General features: G+C 73.8%; 16 protein-coding genes. 12 read left to right on the plus strand and 4 right to left on the minus strand.

Translation table 11 applies throughout. From position 1 onward, the window contains the following. Positions 1 to 95: 95 nt before the first annotated feature. The 3 genes from ABD080_RS05810 to ABD080_RS05820 are packed head-to-tail and all read right to left on the minus strand — an operon-like array spanning position 96 to position 3,192. Positions 96 to 1,304, minus strand: a complete 1,209-nt coding sequence (locus tag ABD080_RS05810; RefSeq protein WP_343903966.1) for an ABC transporter permease — start codon at positions 1,302 to 1,304, stop codon at positions 96 to 98. Beyond that, positions 1,301 to 2,080, minus strand: coding sequence for an ABC transporter ATP-binding protein (locus ABD080_RS05815; RefSeq protein WP_343903967.1), 780 nt, complete (start codon positions 2,078 to 2,080; stop codon positions 1,301 to 1,303). Before ABD080_RS05815 ends, ABD080_RS05810 begins: the two co-directional genes overlap by 4 nt. After that, positions 2,077 to 3,192: an efflux RND transporter periplasmic adaptor subunit gene (locus ABD080_RS05820; protein WP_343903968.1), complete on the minus strand. Its 1,116-nt coding sequence runs from the start codon at positions 3,190 to 3,192 to the stop codon at positions 2,077 to 2,079. The genes ABD080_RS05815 and ABD080_RS05820 overlap by 4 nt, the downstream gene beginning before the upstream one ends. Positions 3,193 to 3,484: 292 nt before the next feature. Between ABD080_RS05820 and ABD080_RS05825 the strand changes: the two genes are divergently transcribed. From ABD080_RS05825 to ABD080_RS05870, 10 genes are all read left to right on the plus strand, one after another. Then, positions 3,485 to 4,429 (plus strand): serine hydrolase domain-containing protein, encoded by a 945-nt coding sequence (locus ABD080_RS05825; protein ID WP_343903969.1) that lies wholly within the window; start codon positions 3,485 to 3,487, stop codon positions 4,427 to 4,429. A gap of 228 nt (positions 4,430 to 4,657) precedes the next feature. Beyond that, the gene (locus ABD080_RS05830; RefSeq protein ID WP_343903970.1) at positions 4,658 to 6,016 is read left to right on the plus strand and encodes a hemolysin family protein; all 1,359 of its coding nucleotides are present in this window, start codon (positions 4,658 to 4,660) and stop codon (positions 6,014 to 6,016) included. Positions 6,017 to 6,153: 137 nt separating this feature from the next. Continuing rightward, positions 6,154 to 7,380: an MSMEG_0568 family radical SAM protein gene (locus tag ABD080_RS05835; RefSeq protein WP_343903971.1), complete on the plus strand. Its 1,227-nt coding sequence runs from the start codon at positions 6,154 to 6,156 to the stop codon at positions 7,378 to 7,380. A gap of 70 nt (positions 7,381 to 7,450) precedes the next feature. Beyond that, on the plus strand, positions 7,451 to 8,833 hold the full coding sequence (locus ABD080_RS05840; RefSeq protein WP_343903972.1) for an MSMEG_0567/sll0787 family protein: 1,383 nt from the start codon (positions 7,451 to 7,453) through the stop codon (positions 8,831 to 8,833). Between the two features lie 97 nt (positions 8,834 to 8,930). After that, positions 8,931 to 9,458, plus strand: coding sequence for an MSMEG_0572/Sll0783 family nitrogen starvation response protein (locus tag ABD080_RS05845; protein WP_103384775.1), 528 nt, complete (start codon positions 8,931 to 8,933; stop codon positions 9,456 to 9,458). A gap of 12 nt (positions 9,459 to 9,470) precedes the next feature. After that, positions 9,471 to 10,373, plus strand: a complete 903-nt coding sequence (locus tag ABD080_RS05850) for a carbon-nitrogen hydrolase family protein (protein ID WP_137769569.1) — start codon at positions 9,471 to 9,473, stop codon at positions 10,371 to 10,373. After that, positions 10,366 to 10,704 (plus strand): MSMEG_0570 family nitrogen starvation response protein, encoded by a 339-nt coding sequence (locus ABD080_RS05855; RefSeq protein WP_343903973.1) that lies wholly within the window; start codon positions 10,366 to 10,368, stop codon positions 10,702 to 10,704. The genes ABD080_RS05850 and ABD080_RS05855 overlap by 8 nt, the downstream gene beginning before the upstream one ends. Next, a complete protein-coding gene (locus ABD080_RS05860) occupies positions 10,701 to 11,966 on the plus strand; it encodes an MSMEG_0569 family flavin-dependent oxidoreductase (RefSeq protein WP_343903974.1) in 1,266 nt (421 codons plus the stop codon). Before ABD080_RS05855 ends, ABD080_RS05860 begins: the two co-directional genes overlap by 4 nt. Further along, complete coding sequence (locus ABD080_RS05865; RefSeq protein ID WP_137769572.1) at positions 11,957 to 13,099, plus strand: MSMEG_0565 family glycosyltransferase; 1,143 nt, start codon at positions 11,957 to 11,959, stop codon at positions 13,097 to 13,099. The genes ABD080_RS05860 and ABD080_RS05865 overlap by 10 nt, the downstream gene beginning before the upstream one ends. Next, positions 13,062 to 14,606 carry an AMP-binding protein gene (locus ABD080_RS05870; protein ID WP_343903975.1) on the plus strand — a complete coding sequence of 515 codons (1,545 nt, stop codon included), beginning with the start codon at positions 13,062 to 13,064 and terminating at the stop codon, positions 14,604 to 14,606. The genes ABD080_RS05865 and ABD080_RS05870 overlap by 38 nt, the downstream gene beginning before the upstream one ends. On the opposite strand, the gene ABD080_RS05875 is transcribed toward ABD080_RS05870, so the two are convergent. After that, positions 14,563 to 15,018 (minus strand): MarR family winged helix-turn-helix transcriptional regulator, encoded by a 456-nt coding sequence (locus ABD080_RS05875; protein ID WP_103385017.1) that lies wholly within the window; start codon positions 15,016 to 15,018, stop codon positions 14,563 to 14,565. The genes ABD080_RS05870 and ABD080_RS05875 overlap by 44 nt on opposite strands. A 177-nt stretch (positions 15,019 to 15,195) precedes the next feature. On the opposite strand from ABD080_RS05875, the gene ABD080_RS05880 reads away from it, so the two are divergent. Both ABD080_RS05880 and ABD080_RS05885 read left to right on the plus strand, forming a co-directional pair. Continuing rightward, complete coding sequence (locus tag ABD080_RS05880; RefSeq protein WP_343903976.1) at positions 15,196 to 16,938, plus strand: pyruvate dehydrogenase; 1,743 nt, start codon at positions 15,196 to 15,198, stop codon at positions 16,936 to 16,938. 32 nt (positions 16,939 to 16,970) lie between these two features. After that, entirely contained in the window at positions 16,971 to 18,008 is a 1,038-nt protein-coding gene (locus ABD080_RS05885; RefSeq protein WP_343903977.1) for a hypothetical protein, read from the plus strand. Positions 18,009 to 18,056: the final 48 nt, after the last annotated feature.

An 18,056-nucleotide genomic window follows, 5' to 3' on the forward strand; every position in this document is an offset into this window, starting at 1 on the left:
GCTCGCGGACCGCGGGGACTCCCTGACGTGACCGACGCGGCACGGGCCGGCACCCCTGCGAGGGTGCCGGCCCGTGCCGCGTGCGCGTGGTGGCCTCAGCCGCGGATCGCGTCGATGACCTTGATGCGGGTCGCGATGAGCGCCGGCAGGGCACCCGCGAGCACGCCCACCGCGGTCGCCGCGAGCAGGCCCAGCAGCACCGCCGTCACCGGGAACGGCGGCAGGTCCACGAGGCCCTGCTCCCGGAAATAGTCGGTGACGAAGGGCGCCTTCACGAGCGCGACCGCGCAGGCCACGCCGATCGCCCCGGCGAGCACCGTCGCGACGACGGACTCCATGAGCACCCCCACGAAGATCCGTGCGCCGGTCGCGCCGTAGGAGCGTCGGATCCCGATCTCCCGCACCCGGTGCCGCACCGTGACCAGGGAGATGTTCACCAGGCCCAGCGCGCCGAGCAGCAGGATCACGAGCGCCACGACGACCACGCCGAGGGTGATCGCGCCGAAGCCCTGGTCCTCGAGCGAGAACGAGCTGGGGGAGACGTCGAAGGTGCCGACGCCCGCGCCGGCGAGGGTCTGCGAGAGCCGCGCCCGGATCTCGTCGGCCTGCTCCGGCGGCACCCACACGAGGTACTCCGAGGTCATCGTCGTCTCCGGGGTCTTCCCGGGGAGCTGCGCGACGCTGTCGGCCGGGGCGAAGGCCGCGAGGTCCCAGTCGAGGTTCGGATCCGCGGCGAGCACCCCGATCACGATCGCCTGCCCGGATTCCGCCGCCCCGCTGTCCCCGTAGAGGGTGACGGGCTCGGTGCCCAGCGCGGGCCGGCCGAGCGCCTCGTACAGCGGCTGGTTGACGACGATCGCCGGGGCGAGGCGGTGCTGGTCGGAGTCGGCGATCCAGCGGCCCTGCGCGACCTGCGTCCGGAAGATGTCCCCGTAGGCCGGGTCCACCCCCATCAGCTGGGTGAGCTTGACCCCCTCGGTGGTCTGCACCCGCGCGTCGGTGTACATGCGGCGGGTGCGCTGGTCGATGCCGAGGCGGTCGATCTCGTCCAGCACGGCCTCGTCCTGCTCCTGCGGGGTCACGGACTCGGCGCCGCCGAACGAGGAGATCATGAGGGTCGCGTCGCGGCCGCCGCTGCGCTCCATCGACTGCTCGAGCGCGCCGGAGAGCATGCCCCCGCCGCCCAGCACCGCCGTCAGCGCGAACACCGAGAAGGCGACGCCGATCAGCGAGACCATGATGCGGCCCTTGTGGACCCGCAGCTCGCCGTAGGCCTCGACGATCGAGGCGATCAGCCCGGTCATGCGACGGCCTCCTGCCCGGCCCGCAGGCCCGCGGTCGCGGCGAGCGCGGTGCGCGCCTCCGCGGTGCCGGCCGCGTCGAGCGTGCCGATGTCGTGGAGGGTCCCCTCGTCCAGCAGGTACGCCCGCTGTGAGAGAGCCGCGACCTGCAGGTCGTGGGTGATCGTGACGAGCGCGGCGTCGGAGTCGCGGGCGATCTCGTCGAGCAGCGCCATGACCGCCTCGCCGGTGGAGACGTCGAGCGCGCCGGTGGGCTCGTCGGCGAGGATCAGCCGCGGCCGGCGCACGAGCGCCCGCGCCACGGCGACGCGCTGCTGCTCACCGCCGGAGAGCCGCGCGGGCACCTGGTCGGCGCGGCCGCCGAGCCCCACCCGGTCGAGCATCTCCCGGGCGAGCTTCTCGCGGTGCCAGAACTGGCGGGCGTCCCCGTACAGCAGCGGCATCATGACGTTCTCGAGGGCGGTGCGGCCGTCGAGCAGGTTGAACTGCTGGAAGACGAAGCCGATCGAGGCGCCGCGCAGGCGGGCCCGTCGGGCGTCCCGCAGGCGGTGCACGTCCTGGCCGTCGAAGCGGAGCACGCCGTCGCTCTGCCGGTCGATGAGGCCCAGCAGGTTCAGCAGGGTCGACTTCCCCGAGCCGGAGCGGCCGACGATCGCGACGTGGTCCCCGGCGTCGACCTCGAGGTCCACGCCGCGCAGGATGTGCAGGTCCTCCCCGCTGGGCAGCCGCACCCAGCGGCGCAGGCCCTCGAGGTGGAGCAGGGGCTCCGCGGCGGTCACCAGACCTCCATCCCGTCCATGGCGGACTCGGCGCTGTCCACGCCGGGCACGTACTGCAGGACCTCCTGGCCCTCCTCGAGACCCTTGCGGACCTCGACGACGCCGTCGCCGCGCAGGCCCAGCTCGACCTCGAGCGGGGTGGGCTCGCCGGTCGCCTCGTCGAGCGTGTAGACGGTGCCGGCCTCGCCCTCGCCCTCGACCGCGGTGGTGGGGACGGTGAGCACGCCCTCCGCGGTGCCGAGCGCGACGCTCACCTCGCCGGTGAGGCCGGAGACGACGCGGGTGCCGTCCGGGACCGCGCAGCTGAGCTGGGCGGACGTCGTCTCGGGGGTGATCTCCTCACCCGTCATCGGGTTCACCTCGATGGAGGCGCCCTCGTTGCTGGGGGCCTGCTCGTCGTCGGCCGACGGGTCGTCCTCGGTGACGGCGGGCCGCGAGCAGGGGATCGGGTCGGTGAGGGAGGGCAGCGTCGCGGTCGCCTCGATGTCGACGTCGAGCAGGGACAGCTGCTGCTCGGGGGTGAGGTCCGAGGTGATCGAGTAGGTGCCGGGGGAGAGGGTCGCGACGGTGTCGCCCACGGAGACGGTCTCCCAATCGACGGCGGTGAGGTCGCGGACGATCCCGCGGCCGTCGGCCACGAGCGTCAGGTAGCGGTACTCCTGCGGGGCGGAGGTGGCGGCGGTGAACGGGGTGACCGCCTCGGCCTCCGTCCCATCCTCGGTGCCGTCCGTGGTGGCGGCCGCGTCCTCGGTGGCGGCGATCTCGACGGGATCCGCCTCGACGGGCACGCGGACCTGCAGGATCTTCGTGCCCTCCTGGACCTCGTCGCCGTCCTTCACCCACACCTTGTTGATCTCGCCGGCGGCGGTCGCCTTGAGCGGCGTGCCCTCGTCCGGCGCGACGGTCGCTGGCAGCACGAGCTCGGAGTTGATGTCCTCGCGGGAGGCGGTGACCGTGGCGTACTGGTCGAAGTCGGCGCTGGGGCTGATCGGGTCCTCCTCCGCCGCGCTCGACTCCCCGGGGAAGAAGGCCAGGCGGGCGAGGGAGACCGCGATGATGCCGAGGATCAGCATCCAGAACAGGGGGAAGACGTAGCGACGCAGTGCGGCCATCGGAGGACTTTCGATCGGCTCGGCGGCGGGGCGCCGAGGAGGCGGGGAAGGTGCGGCCCGGTGGGGCGAGACGCGGCGACCGGAGGTCGGGACGGTGTGCGGCGCCGCAGGTCGTCGGCGGCCGGTGGGCGCCGCGAGGTCAGTCTGGCCGACGCCGGCCCGCCGGTCATCCCCCGCGCGTGGGAGGTCAGGTCTCGATCCGGCACCGGTCCCGAGCAGGCCCGGCCCTCCGCCCGCCCCTCGCCTGGACCGTCCGTGACCGGGGCCGAACGGCGCGCGTAGCCTTCCGGGCATGAGCGCCGACGCCACCCGCACCCCTGATGCCGCGATCCCCGATCCCCTGCTCCTGCTCCCGCTGCGTCAGCGGCTCACCGAGCGCTCCCTCGCGGTGCGCGCCGTGCACGTGATCCGCCCGGGCCGGGAGGACGTCGTCCGCCGCTTCGTCGACGACACCGCCGAGAACGTCTACTCCGTCTCCAAGACCGTCACCGCGCTCGGCGTCGGCATCGCCCGCGCCGAGGGGCTGCTCGAGCTCGACGACCGCGCCGTCGACCACCTCCCCTCCCCGGAGGGCCGCTACGGCGAGGGCGTGGGGGACGTGACGATCCGCCACCTGCTCACCATGACCTCCGGCTCGCCCGTGACCGCCTTCGCCCAGGAGGAGCGCGACCACCGCGACCTCACCTCGCTCTACCTGGAGACGCCGCTCGTGCGGGAGGCCGGCAGCGCCTTCGAGTACTCCAACGGCGGGCCCTTCCTGCTCTCCCGGATCATCGAGCAGCGCACCGGGGAGACCCTGCGCGACTGGCTCATGCCCCGCCTCTTCCAGCCCCTCGACATCGTGAACCCGCAGTGGCACACCACCGTGGACGGCCACAGCTGGGGCGCGACCGGCCTGCATCTGAAGAGCGGCGAGATGGCGCGGATCGGCGAGGTGCTGCTGGGCCGCGGCACCGTGGACGGCGCCGAGCTCGTCCCGGCCGAGTGGGTGGACCTCATGCACGCGGAGGACACCTGGGTCCCCACCGCCTGGCCGGACCCGGACAACGCCCGCTACGGCCTGGGCGTCTGGGCCAGCCAGCCGGACTGCGCGTGGCGGGCCGACGGCGCCTACGGCCAGTTCCTGCTGGTCCTCCCCGAGCAGGAGGCCCTCGTCGCGATCACCTCCCACATCGAGAACGGCGGCGCGAACGGGGTGCTGGCCGCGGTGCGCGAGGAGCTCCTCCCGCTGCTCTGACCCGCGGCGCCGTCGGCCCCGGCCCCCGCCTGCCGCCGCCCGGCTCGCCCCGCCTGCTGCCGCCCCTGGCCGGCCGGCGGGTACGGGACGTCCTTGTACAGATGTGGCCGTATTCGGGGACATCGGTACGAAGAGGTCCCGTAGGCCCATGCCCCCGGGGGATGCACGGGAGGAGCACCACCCGCACGCCCCCGGGCTCGGCGCAGGTGCGGCCGGTAGCGTGGGCGCATGGATCCCTCCGTCATCGTGAACATCGTCCTCGTCCTGCTGTTCGTGCTGATCGGCGGCGTGTTCGCGGGCACGGAGATGGCGATCGTGAACCTCCGCGAGTCCCAGATCAGCCAGCTCGAGGAGACGGGACCCCGCGGGGAGGCCACCGCACGCCTGGTGCGGGACCCGAACCTCTTCCTCTCCGCGGTGCAGATCGGCGTGACGGTCGCGGGCTTCCTGAGCTCCGCCTACGGCGCCTCGACGATCGCGCCGGTGCTCACCCCGGTGCTCACGGGGCTCGGGATGAGCGACTCGGCGGCGAGCACGACGGCGCTGATCGTCATGACGCTGCTCATCGCGTTCCTCTCCCTCGTGCTCGGTGAGCTCGCCCCGAAGCGCCTCGCGATGCAGAACGCGCTGGGCCTGACGAAGATCGTGGGCCCGCCGCTGGGGGTGTTCGGGCGGCTCATGCGGCCGGTGATCTGGCTGCTGTCCGTCTCCACGAACCTCGTGGTGCGGCTGCTGGGCGGTGACCCGCAGGCGAACCGCGAGGCGGTCTCCGCGGAGGAGATCAAGGCGATGGTGCGCGACTCCGACGCCCTCGAGGAGGCCGAGTCCCGCGTGCTGGCGGACGTCTTCGACGCCTCCGAGCGCACGGTCGTCGAGGTGATGCGGCCCCGCCACCAGGTGGACTTCCTCGAGGGGGAGCAGACGGTCGCCCAGGCGCGGGAGCTCGTGCGGGAGTCGGGCCACTCCCGCTACCCGGTGACGGGAGAGGACGTGGACGATGTGCTCGGCTTCGTGCACGTGCGGGACCTGCTGCACGTCGAGGACCCGGAGGGCACGCGCCTGCGTTCCATCGCCCGCCCCATCGAGCACGTTCCCGGCACCGTGCAGGTGCTGCGCGCCCTGAACCGGATGCGAGCGCACGCGGACCAGATCGCGGTGGTGGTCGACGAGTACGGCGGCACCGACGGGATCGTCACGCTCGAGGACCTGCTCGAGGAGCTCGTGGGGGAGATCTACGACGAGTTCGACACCGACCCCCGCGGCAGCGACCCCGAGCACCCGGGCCTCACCGAGGGTGAGATCGACGGGGGCCTCATCCTCCAGGAGTTCGAGGCGCTGACCGGGATCGAGCTGCCGGACACGGGCGGCTACGAGACGGTCGGCGGCTTCGTCATGGCCTCCCTCGGCCGGATCGCCGTGGAGGGCGACACGGTGCCGATCGAGGGCGGCCGGCTCGAGGTGACGAAGGTCGACGAGCGGCGCGTGCAGACGGTGCGCTTCGTGCGCGAGGAGGAGCCGACGGCCGACGGCGCCGCGTCCGGCGCCGCTCCGGCCTCCGGCGGCGAGGCGGCCCCGACGCGGGAGTGACCCCGCTCTGACCTGCGGCGGGACATCGATCGAGCGTGCTCGGAGGTGTCTCGCCCGCTGATCCGCTTGGTCACGAGAAGGTCACGGCGGCGGCCTGATCTGGTGCGCCGGATCACTCGAGGCCTTTCATCGGTGCCATGAGCGCACCAATCATTGGCGCACCACGCAATGCTCGTCCGTGCGGCACGGGGGACGTCGCCGAGCCGGCCGCGGAGGCCACCGCCGTGGCGCCCGACGGGTGCTCGACCGGGTCGTCGTCGGCCCCCGCGACGGACGCCTCCGCAGGGTCCTGCGGCACGGGCCGGCGCAGCGTCTCGACCCGCGTGGACCTCGCCCTGCTGGGGGTGCGCACCGCGGTCCCCGTGAGCCGCCGCGGCGGCGCGGGCCCCAGCGACGACGGCCACTTCCTCGTGGCCGGCGAGGGCGCCGCGATCCCGATGAACCCCGAGAGCCCCTACGTGCTCTCCCCGCAGGGGCGGGTCACCGTGGACGGCGCGGACCTCGGCCTCGAGGTCACCCCCGTCTCCCGCCCGCGGTTCTACGACCTCGCCACCGCGGACGGCACCTCCTACGAGAAGATCGCCAAGCTCCACGGCCGCGACGTCCTCGCGACGACCGTGGTCCAGACCTGCGTGCGCTACGACGAGGCCGACCGCTGCCGCTTCTGCGCGATCCAGGCCTCCCTCGACGCCGGCCTCACCGTCGCGGTGAAGACCCCCGCGATGCTCGCGGAGGTCGCCGAGGCCGCAGTGCGCCTGGACGGCGTGACGAACATGGTCATGACCACCGGCACCTCCAACGGCTGGGACCGCGGGGCCAAGCACCTCGCCCGCTGCGTCCGCGCGGTGAAGGAGGCCGTGCCGCAGCTCGAGATCCAGGTCCAGTGCGAGCCGCCGGCGGATCTCCGCGCGATCACCGACCTCCGCGAGGCGGGGGCGAGCTCGATCGGCATCCACGTCGAGTCGATGGACGAGGAGGTGCGGCGGCGCTGGATGCCCGGCAAGTCCACCGTCACCCTCGACGAGTACCGCGCCGCCTGGCGCGAGGCCGTGCGGGTCTTCGGCTGGAACCAGGTCTCCACCTACCTGCTCGTGGGCCTCGGCGAGGACAGCGACGAGATGGTCGAGGGCGCGCGGGAGCTCATCTCAATGGGCGTCTACCCGTTCATCGTCCCCTTCCGGCCCCTCGCCGGGACCCTCGCGGCGGACGTCGACCGCATCCCCGCGCCCCATCGTGACCAGCTCCGGTACGTCACGGTGCGCGTCGCGGCGCTGCTCGCCGCCGCGGGCATGCGCGGCGCGGACCAGAAGGCCGGCTGCGCGACCTGCGGCGCCTGCAGCGTGCTGAAGACGGCGGGGGCCTGACATGCTCGACGTCCCGCTCCTCTCCGGCCCACCGCGTCCCGCGCGCCGCCGCCCGGCACCCCTGCGCATCGTGATCGCCGACCCCGCCCAGCGCGCGGAGTACCTGCGGATCCGCCGCGAGGTGTTCGTGCGCGAGCAGGGCATCTTCACGGCAGACGACCGCGACCGCATCGACGAGGACACCCGCACCGTGGTCCTCGTGGCGCTCGGCCCGGAGGGCGAGGTGCTCGGCGGGGTGCGCGTGGCGCCCGTCCCCGAGGGCCGTGACATCGGCTGGTGGAACGGGAGCCGCCTCGCCGTGCGGCGCGGGGCGCGGCGTGCGGGCGGGATCGGCTCCGCGCTCGTGCGGGAGGCGTGCTCGACGATCGCCGGGCTCGGCGTGCTCCGCTTCGACGCGACCGTGCAGCTCGGCGCCGCCGTGCTCTTCGACCACCTCGGCTGGCAGCGCGTGGGCACGACGACCGTGCAGGGCGTGCCCCACCTGCTCATGCAGTGGCCCATCGACCGGGTCCAGCGCCTGGTCACCGGGACCAAGAGTGCCCTGGGCGGGGTGCTCGAGCCCCTCGGCCGGGCGGTGCCCGCGGGCGCGGCCAGCGGTCCCGGCGCGGCCGTCCCGCCGAGGCCGCAGCTGGGCGGCCAGGGCTTCGTGGGCGACGACGCCGCCCCCGTCCCCGGCACGGACCTCGTCGCGGCCTGCGACGCGATCCTCCCGGCGATGGTGGACCGCGACCCCGAATGGGCCGGCTGGTGCGGCGTCCTCGTCAACGTGCACGACGTCGCCGCGATGGGGGCGGAGCCCGTCGGCCTGCTCGACGCGATCGGCGCCCGCACCGTGCGCGAGGCGCGCCGCGTCGCCGAGGGCATCGCGGAGGCCTCCCGCGCCTGGGCGGTGCCCGTGCTCGGCGGCCACACCCAGTTCGGCGTCGACCCCTCGCTCTCCGTCACCGCGATCGGCCGCGCGGCGCGGCCCGTCCCCGGGGGCGGCGGCCGCCCGGGCCACGACCTCCACCTCACCGCGGACCTCCACGGCGCCTGGCGCCCCGGGTACGAGGGGCGGCAGTGGGACTCGAGCTCGACCCGCACCCCGGAGGCGCTCCAGGACCTCGCCGGCACCGTGCGCCGGGCCCGTCCCGCAGCCGCGAAGGACGTCTCCATGGGCGGGATCATCGGCACCGCCGGGATGCTCGCCGAGGCCTCCGGGACCGGCGCCGTGCTCGACGTCGCCGCCGTCCCCGCCCCCGGCGCCGCCGCCCACGGCGACTGGCTCACCTGCTTCCCCGGCTTCGGGATGCTCACCGCGGATCCCCGCGGGGAGAACCGCATGTCGTCCCGCTTCGCGACGACCGCCCGCGTCGGCACCCTCGACGACGGTCCCGGCGTGCGCCTGCGCTGGCCCGACGGCGTCGAGACCACGGCCCTCGACGCGGCCGTGACCGGACTCGGCACGGCCTGAGAAGACCTCCCGGGCCCCGCGCCCGGGTCGTGGGACGCCATCGGACGGCGCCCCCGCAGCCCCACCCGCACCACCCACCTCACCAGGGAGAACCATCATGACCAGCGACATCGACGCCCAGATCGCCGAGAACATCCAGAAGTCCCTCGGCGAGATCCCGCACCCCTCGCTGCCCGCCGGCACCAACCTCTACGGCTCCACGAAGATCTTCCCGGACCTCCAGGCGGAGGACGGCGAGTCCTACTTCACCCTCGTCCACGGCATCCCCCACGAGTCCTCCGTGAGCTTCGTGGCGATCCTGCAGGCCACACGCGCGCTGCGGAAGGGCTTCGAGTCCGCGATCTACTTCTACGGCCCCGGCGCCCTCGCCTGTTCCGCGACCCGCGGCTTCCCGACGACCGGCGACTCCGGGTTCCCGGGCGAGCAGAACATGAACGGCTCCCTGGAGACCTTCATCAAGGAGGGCGGCACGGTGTTCTGCTGCCGCTTCGGGATGGGCCTGCACGGCATGCGCGAGGAGGACCTCATCGAGGGCGTGGTCCCCGCGCACCCCCTCGACGTGCAGGACGCGCTCATCCACTACGCCCGCAAGGGCGCCATCATCAACTCCACCTACAACCTCTGAACGGGCGCCGCCATGAGCATCACCGTCGCGTCCGTCAGCGCGAACTTCACCCGCGACCTCGAGCAGAACTACGCGCTGATCGCGCAGCTGCTCGAGCAGGCCCGCGCCGAGGGTGCCCGCCTCGTCGCCTTCCCCGAGGCCGCGCTCGGCGGCTACCTGCCCGCCCTCGGCAACCACGGGGACAGCGTGCGCACCACCCGCCGCTCGCTGCCGCCCGCGCTCCGCCTCGACGGCCCCGAGATCGCCCGGGTCCAGGAGCTCGCCGGGGACACGGTCCTCACCATCGGCTTCTGCGAGCTCGCGGAGGACGGCGAGACCCGCTACAACGCGGCCGTGTGCCTCGACGACTCGCAGATCTACTCGTCGTACCGCAAGGTCCACCAGCCGCTCGGCGAGAACATGTCCTACGCGGCGGGGGACGGCTACCAGGCCTTCGACACCCCTGTCGGCCGGCTCGGCATGCAGATCTGCTATGACAAGGCGTTCCCGGAGGCGGCGCGCATGCTCGCCCTCGACGGGGCGGAGATCGTCATCAGCATGTCGGCCTGGCCCGCGGCCCGCACCGCGACCGCGGAGAACCTCCAGGACGACCGCTGGACCTACCGCTTCAACCAGTTCGACATCGCCCGCGCCCTGGACAACCAGGTGTTCTGGATCGCGTCGAACCAGTCCGGGACCTTCGGCTCGCTGCGCTACGTGGGCAACGCGAAGGTCGTCGACCCGGGCGGGAACGTCCTGGCCACGACCCTCCTCGGGGACGGTCTCGCGATCGCCGAGGTCGACGTCGAGGGGAAGTTCCGGGAGATGCGCGGAGGCATGTTCCACCTGCGCGACCGCAGGCCGGACGTCTACGCGCCGGTCGTCGAGTCCGGCACGTCCCGGGCGGACGGATGGCGGGAGGTGGCCCATGCCTGAGCTGCGCTTCGCCGTGCGCTGGCCGGACGGCGCCGAGTCCGAGCACTATTCCCCGAGCCTCGTGATCGCCGACCACCTCCGGGAGGGGGCGGGCTACGACCTCGAGGACTTCGTGGACCGCGCCCGCACGGCCCTGGGCGCCGCGAGCGACCGGGTCGAGGCCCGCTACGGGCACCCCTGCTCCCTCGCGCGCCGCTCCTCCCGGCAGATCGCGGAACGTGCGGCCGCCTCCCCGCCGGGGCGCGTCGAGGTGCTGAGGTTCGTCCGCCCGGACGTGCCCGTCCCCGCCGGTGCGAGCGCCGGCCCGAGGCCCGAGGAGGCCCGCCGATGATCCCCACCACCCTCACCCCTGGTGAGCACTACGAGGCGGTCGTCGTCGGCGGCGGGCAGGCCGGGCTCTCGCTCAGCAAGCACCTGGTCGACGCCGGCGTGCACCACGTGGTGATCGAGCGGGAGAGCGTCGCGCACGAGTGGAAGGACGGCCGCTGGGACCAGTTCACGCTGGTCACCCCCAACTGGCACTGTCGCCTCCCCGGCTACGAGTACGAGGGCCCCGATCCCGACGGCTTCATGCGCCGCGACGAGGTCCACGCCTGGGTGCGCGGCTTCGCGGAGTCCTTCGACGCCCCCGTCGCGGAGGGCGTGGCCGTCCGGCGCGTGAGCGCCCGCCCCGAGGGCGGGTTCACCGTCGAGACCGACGCGGGCACGATCACCGCAAGCACCGTCACCGCCGCGACCGGCGGCTACCACGAACCGGTCGTGCCCCCGTGGGCGGCCGCCCTGCCGCCGGAGCTGTTCCAGCTGCACTCCCACCGCTACCGGAACGCGGCCCAGCTGCCGGAGGGACCGGTGCTCGTGGTGGGGACCGGGCAGTCCGGCACGCAGATCGCGGAGGACCTCCACCTCGAGGGCCGGGAGGTGCACCTGGCCGTCGGTCGCGCACCGCGCGTCGCGCGCTTCTACCGGGGCCGCGACTGCATGACCTGGCTCGCCGAGATGGGCGTCTACGACGTCCCCGTCTCCACCCGGGGCCTCGCCAAGCGCGAGTCGACCAACCATTACGTGACCGGCCGCGACGGCGGGCGTGACATCGACCTGCGCGCCTTCGCCCGGGACGGCATGCACCTCCACGGCCGCGCCGAGGGCGTGGAGGACGGGGTGATCCGCCTGGACGACTCGCTCGCGGCGAACCTCGACCATGCGGACTCCGTCGCCGAGTCCATCAAGGACGACATCGACGCGCACATCGCCACCCTGGGGATCGACGCGCCCGTCGAGCCCCGGTACCGGCCCGTGTGGACCCCGCCGGACGGGCCCACGCAGATCCCCCTCGAGGAGCTCTCCGCGATCGTCTGGGCGATCGGGTTCCGGGCGGACTGGTCCTGGCTCGACCTCCCCGGGGTGCTCGATCCGACCGGGCATCCCGCTCACTCCCGCGGCGCGACGTCGGTGCCGGGGTTCCAGTTCCTGGGCCTGCCGTGGCTGCAGACCTGGGGCTCGGGCCGCTTCCACGCGATCGCCCGGGACTCCGAGCACGTGGCCGCGACCGTCCGCGAGCACCTCGCGACGGTGGGGGAGCAGGCATGCGCGTAGCGCTGCTCACCTACTCGACGAAGCCCCGCGGGGGCGTGGTCCACACGCTCGCCCTCGCCGAGGCGCTCGCCGGCCGCGGGCACGAGGTCGAGGTGTGGACCCTCGCCCGCGGCGGCGACGCGGGCTTCTTCCGGGAGGTCGACCCCGCGGTGAGCGTGCGCGCCGTCCCCTTCCCCGAGGTGGAGGGGGAGAGCGTGGGGGAGCGCATCGACCGGTCGATCACGGTGCTTGGCGGGGCCTTCGACTCCGCGGCCGACGTCGTCCACGCGCAGGACTGCATCTCCGCGAACGCCGTGGGGGAGAGGGGGCGAGCGCACGTGCGCACGATCCACCACCTCGACGCGTTCACGACCGAGCGGCTGATCCGCTGCCACGACCGGGCGATCCGGGAGCCGGCAGCCCGGATCTGCGTCTCCGCCGCCGTCGCCGCGGAGGTGCGGGAGACGTACGGTCCGGTGCCGACGGTCATCCCCAACGGCGTCGCGGCGGAGCGCTTCGCCCGCGCCGCCGGGCCGGAGGGCGCCGCCGCCCGCGCCCGCTGGCAGGGCAGGCTCGGCCGCTACGTGCTCGCCCTCGGCGGGATCGAGCCCCGCAAGGGCACGATCGACCTGCTCGAGGCCTTCGCCCGGATCCGGGACCGGCATCCCGGGGTCCGGCTCGTGCTCGGCGGCGGGGAGACGCTCTTCGACTACCGCCCCTACCGGGCGCGCTTCGAGGAGCGGACCCGGGAGCTGGGGGTCGAGCCGGTGCTGCTGGGCACCCTGCCCGATGACGAGGTGCCCCCGCTCGTCGCGGGCGCGGAGGTGCTCGGCTTCGTCTCCACGAAGGAGGGGTTCGGCCTGGCCGCGCTCGAGGCGCTCGCCGCGGGCGTGCCCGTCCTCGCCCGGGACATCCCCGTGATCCGCGAGGTGTTCGGCGACGCCGTGCACCGCGCCCCGGGCACCGTGGAGGGCATCGCGAGCGGGCTCGACACGATGCTCGCGGGGGAGAGGCCCGATCCGCGGCGGGGCCGTGCGCTCGCCGACGCCTTCACCTGGGAGCGGGCCGCGGAGCTCCACGAGCGGTTCTACCGGCACGTCCTCGAGCACGGAGGCGATGCCGGTGCGCCGGTCGATCTCGCGGATCATCGCTGAGCGCGGCGCCCGGGACCCGTCGGAGCCGGTCGTCCTCGACGCCCGCGGCGTGCTCACCGCGGGCGAGCTCGCGGCGGGCGCCCGGTCGCTCGCCCGGCGCCTGCGCCGTGCGGGGGTGCGCGTCGACGACCACGTCGAGGTCTCCCTCGGCAACGACCGCGACATGGTCATCGCCTGCTGCGCCGTGTGGGAGGCGGGCGCGACGCCGCTGCCGCTCGCCCCGGGGCTCGTGCACGCGGAGCGGGAGCGGATCGAGGACATTGCCCGCCCCACCGCCTCGATCGGTGCGCTCCCGGCGCGGCCGGACGTCGTGCATCTGCAGGTCGCGGGGACGGCCGACGGGGCCGACGACACCGATCGCAGTCCGGACCTCGACCCCGATCTGGCCGCCTCCTGCTGGAAGGCGATGACGACCTCCGGATCGACGGGCCGGCCCAAGATCGTCCGGGCGAGCGCCCCGGCGCTGCTCGACCCGGAGCGGGCGGTCGCCCCGTACCTGCCCCGTGACCAGGTGCAGCTCGTCGCCGGGCCGCTCACCCACCCGGCGCCCTTCACCTATGCCTTTCGCGGTCTGCTCACCGGTCACCGGCTCGTGCTGCTGCCGCGCTTCACCCCGGAGGCCTGGCTCGACGCCGTCGAGGAGCACCGCGTCACCTGGGCGATGGTGGTGCCGACGATGCTCCACCGCCTCCTGCGACTGCCGCCCTCCCGGCGCTCGCCCGCGAGGCTCGCGAGCCTGCGCACCCTGCTGCATATCGGCGCGCCCTGCGCGGTGCCGCTCAAGCGGGAGGTCATCGACTGGCTGGGCCCCGAGCGGGTCCTCGAGGTGTACGCGGGCAGCGAGTCCAACGGGATCGTCATGATCGACGGCGCGGACTGGCTCGCGCATCCCGGGAGCGTGGGCAGGCCGCTGCCGGGCACCTCCGCGCGGATCGTCGACGCCGAGGGCCGCGCGCTGCCGCCCGGCCGCACGGGTCTCGTGCAGATGCGCCGCGAGGGCGCCCCCGCCTCGCACTACCTCGGCGCCCCCTCCCGTCGCGACGCCGAGGGCTGGGACACCCTGGGGGACCTGGGCCGCCTGGACGCCGCGGGCTACCTCCACCTCACGGACCGCGAGGACGACATGATCGACCGCGGCGGGGAGCTCATCGCCCCGGCCGCGATCGAGGCGGAGCTCGAACAGCACCCCGAGGTGCGCGGCGCCCTCGTGCTCGGACTGCCGGACGCGGAGTGGGGGCACCGGATCGCGGCCGTGCTCGACGTCCCCGGGGTCGGGCCCGACGGGGAGGACGGGGAGGGCGGGGACGCCGCGGAGGCCGTCGGCCGGCGGATCCTCGCCGGGGTGCGGCCCCGCCTCGGGCATCGCACCCCGCAGGAGGTGCTCGTCGTCGACCGCCTGCTGCGGGACGACGCCGGCAAGGCCCGCCGCCGGGCGTGGGTGACCGCCTTCGAGGAGGGCGGGCTCAGATCCCGCCGGCCGCCCGCGCCGCCGCCGAGACCTTCATGAGACTGCGCTGCAGGGCCTGCAGCTCCTCCATGTCCATGCCGAGCCGCTCGAGCATCTGACCGGGGACGGCCTCCGCCTCATGGCGCAGCGCGGCCCCGGCGGGGGTGAGCGCGATCGCGAGGACGCGCTCGTCCTTCTCGTCGCGCCGACGCTCCACGTATCCGATCGCCTCGAGCCGCTTCACGAGCGGGGAGACCGTGCCCGGGTCCAGCTGGAGCCGTGCGCTGAGGGCCTTCACGGAGAGCGGGGCGTCCTCCCAGAGGGCGAGCATCACGAGGTACTGCGGATGCGTCAGCCCCAGCGGCTCGAGGACCGGGCGGTAGGCGGCGACGATGCTCCGCGAGGTGAGGGTCACGGCGAAGCAGAACTGGGTCTCCAGCGCCAGAGGGTCCACGGGACCGGCTTCGCTCACGTCCACTCCTTCACAGCAGTCCGGACGAGCATACCGATCCCGGCGGGCCCCGCGTGCCGGGGTCCCGTCGGCCCTCCCGGACCGAACCTGTGCGGCGCCCGTGCGCCGAGGACTAGGCTCGATCCCATCGCGGCCTGCAGGACGCGGGCCGCTCCGCCGTCGATCCCAGGAGAAACCATGGCCCGCACCAGTCTTGCCCGCCTCCTCGTCACCCAGCTGCGCGACCTCGGCGTCGAGCGCATCTACGGGGTGGTCGGCGACTCGCTGAACCCCGTCGTCGACGCGATCCGCACCACCGAGGGCATCGAGTGGGTGCACGTGCGCAACGAGGAGGCCGCCGCCTTCGCCGCCGGCGCCGAGGCCCGCCTGACCGGGAAGCTCGCCGTGTGCGCCGGCTCGTGCGGCCCCGGCAACACGCACCTCGTCCAGGGGCTGTTCGACGCGCACCGCGACGGCGCCCCCGTGCTCGCCCTCGCCTCCCACATCCCCTCGGAGAAGATCGGCACCGGCTTCTTCCAGGAGACCCACCCGGAGATCCTGTTCCAGGAGTGCTCGTACTTCTGCGAGATGGTGAACTCCGGCCCGCACGGCGCGACGCTGCTGCACATCGCGATCCAGACCGCGATCGCGAAGCGCGGCGTCTCCGTGCTCGTGATCCCCGGAGACGTCGCGGACCAGGAGGTCGACGGCCCGCTCACGAAGGACCTCGCCGTGGAGCTCGGCGCCGTGCAGCCGGCCGCGGGGCCCGTCGGCCGGCTCGCCGAGATGATCGACGAGGCCCGCTCCGTGATGCTCTTCGCAGGGGCCGGCGTGGAGGGCGCCCGCGAGGAGGTGCTCGCGCTCGCCGAGGCGACGAAGGCACCGGTGGGACACGCGTTCGGCGGCAAGCAGTGGATCCAGTACGAGAACCCGTACGACGTCGGCATGAGCGGGCTGCTGGGCTACGGCGCCTGCTACGACGCGATGCACGAGGCGGATCTGGTGATCCTGCTCGGCACCGACTTCCCCTACAGCGAGTTCCTCCCGCAGAACGAGAAGGCGAGGATCGTCCAGATCGACGCGGACGCCTCCCGCCTGGGCCGCCGCGTGCCGCTCGACCTCGCGCTGCACGGCGACGTCGCGCTCACCCTGCAGGCCGTCCTGCCGCTGCTGCAGGGGAGGAAGGACGCGAAGTTCCTGCAGAAGATGCTCAAGGCGCACCACAAGGCGCTGCAGGGCGTCGTCGCCGCGTACACGAAGAACGTCGAGCGGATGACGCCGATCCATCCCGAGTTCGTCGCGGCGACCCTCGACGACCTCGCCGCGGAGGACGCCGTGTTCACCGTGGACACGGGCATGTGCAACGTGTGGGGCGCCCGCTACATCACCCCCAACGGGAAGCGCCGCCTGTTCGGCTCCTGGCACCACGGCACGATGGCGAACGCGCTGCCGCAGGCGATCGGCGCCTCGAAGGCGTTCCCCGGCCGGCAGGTCATCTCGATGAGCGGCGACGGCGGCCTCGGGATGCTCATGGGCGAGCTGCTCACCGTGAAGCTGCACCAGCTGGACACGAAGATCGTCGTCTTCAACAACTCGAGCCTCGGCATGGTCAAGCTCGAGATGCTCGTCGAGGGCCTGCCGGACTACGGCACCGACCATGAGGGCGTCGACTTCGCGGCGATCGCGGCGGGCGCCGGCATCTCCTCGGTGCGGATCACCGACCCGAAGAAGCTGCGCAAGGAGATGCAGAAGGCGCTCGCCACCCCGGGCCCCGTGCTCATCGACGTGGTCACGGACCCGGCGGCGCTGTCGATGCCGCCGAAGATCAGCCCGCAGCAGATCCGCGGGTTCGCGACGGCGTCGACGAAGATCGTGCTCGCGGGCGGCGTGGGCAAGATGCTCGACATGGCCTCCGCGAACCTGCGCAACATGCCGCGCTGAGGCGCGGACCCGGGAACGGGGAGGGAACTGAAATGGAGCTCATCCACCCGCGCGATCTCGCGCTCTGGCGGGAGCGCAGAGACCTGCGCGGGCAGACGGGGCGGCTTCTCCGTCGACTGCGCGGGGGCGCCGCCGACGAGCAGGTGCCCCTCGCGGAGTTGGCGTCGATCCCGGGGGATGATTCCGGGACGAGGTCGACGCTGGTCGTGCTCGAGGACCTGGACGACCGCGCGATGGGCGCCCTCCTCGCGCCGCTCCCGTATCTGCGCGGCACGGTGCACTGCGTCGTGGTCGGTGCGCAGAGCGTGCCGACGGAGCTCGCCTCGCTGCCCCGTTCCCCGGTCCAGGGCCTCGAGGGCCTGCTCGAGGCCACGGGTGCGGGTGCCGTGCTCACCGCAGGCGGAGCCGGCCCGTGGACGCGGGGCCTCCACGAGGAGGTGATCGGGCGCGGGGTGGCGACATTCGTCCTGCAGACGGGGCAGGTCACCCCCTTCTCGCCCCCTCTCCCGGAGGAGACCACCGTGGTGGCGTGGACCGATGCAGATGCCGCGCTGCTGCGCTCGGGACGGCACGACGTCGACACCATGGTCATCGGGTCGCAGCGGCTCTGGGAGCTGTCCCATGATCCCGTCACCGAGCTGCAGGACGGACCTCCCGTGCTGCTGGCTCGCCTCGCGGATGACCTCCTTCCCCGCCATCTCGCCACGAGGGCAGCCGCGAGCGCGATGCGCCACGGGCAGTTTCGGCTGCGGCCGGACATCGGCGATACCGATCCGATCTCGCGGGCCTCCTACGAGCTCTGGCGCCGACGGGGCGCGGAGCTCGTCGAGCCGGGGGCGGAGCTCCCGGCCGTGCCTCTCGTCGGCGTGCGTCAGGAGGAGCTGCTGGAGGCCGCGGTCCGAGGAGTCCCGGTGCGGGTGCACGCACCCGGCGCTCCGGCATGGCTGCAGGACCTGTGGGACCGGACCGGCATGCGACGATACGGAAGCTCCGGACCGTCGCGGCCGCCGGCCCCGCCCGCCGAGGAGCCGGCGACAGTGCTCGCGGAGACCCTCGACGGGGTGCGATGAACGGGACGTTCCGGAACCGGCGTGATGCACGGGCCGAGGAGAGGGGAT

Origin of the sequence: Brachybacterium rhamnosum, from assembly GCF_039526185.1 — a bacterium.
In the GTDB taxonomy this organism is placed as follows: domain Bacteria; phylum Actinomycetota; class Actinomycetes; order Actinomycetales; family Dermabacteraceae; genus Brachybacterium; species Brachybacterium rhamnosum.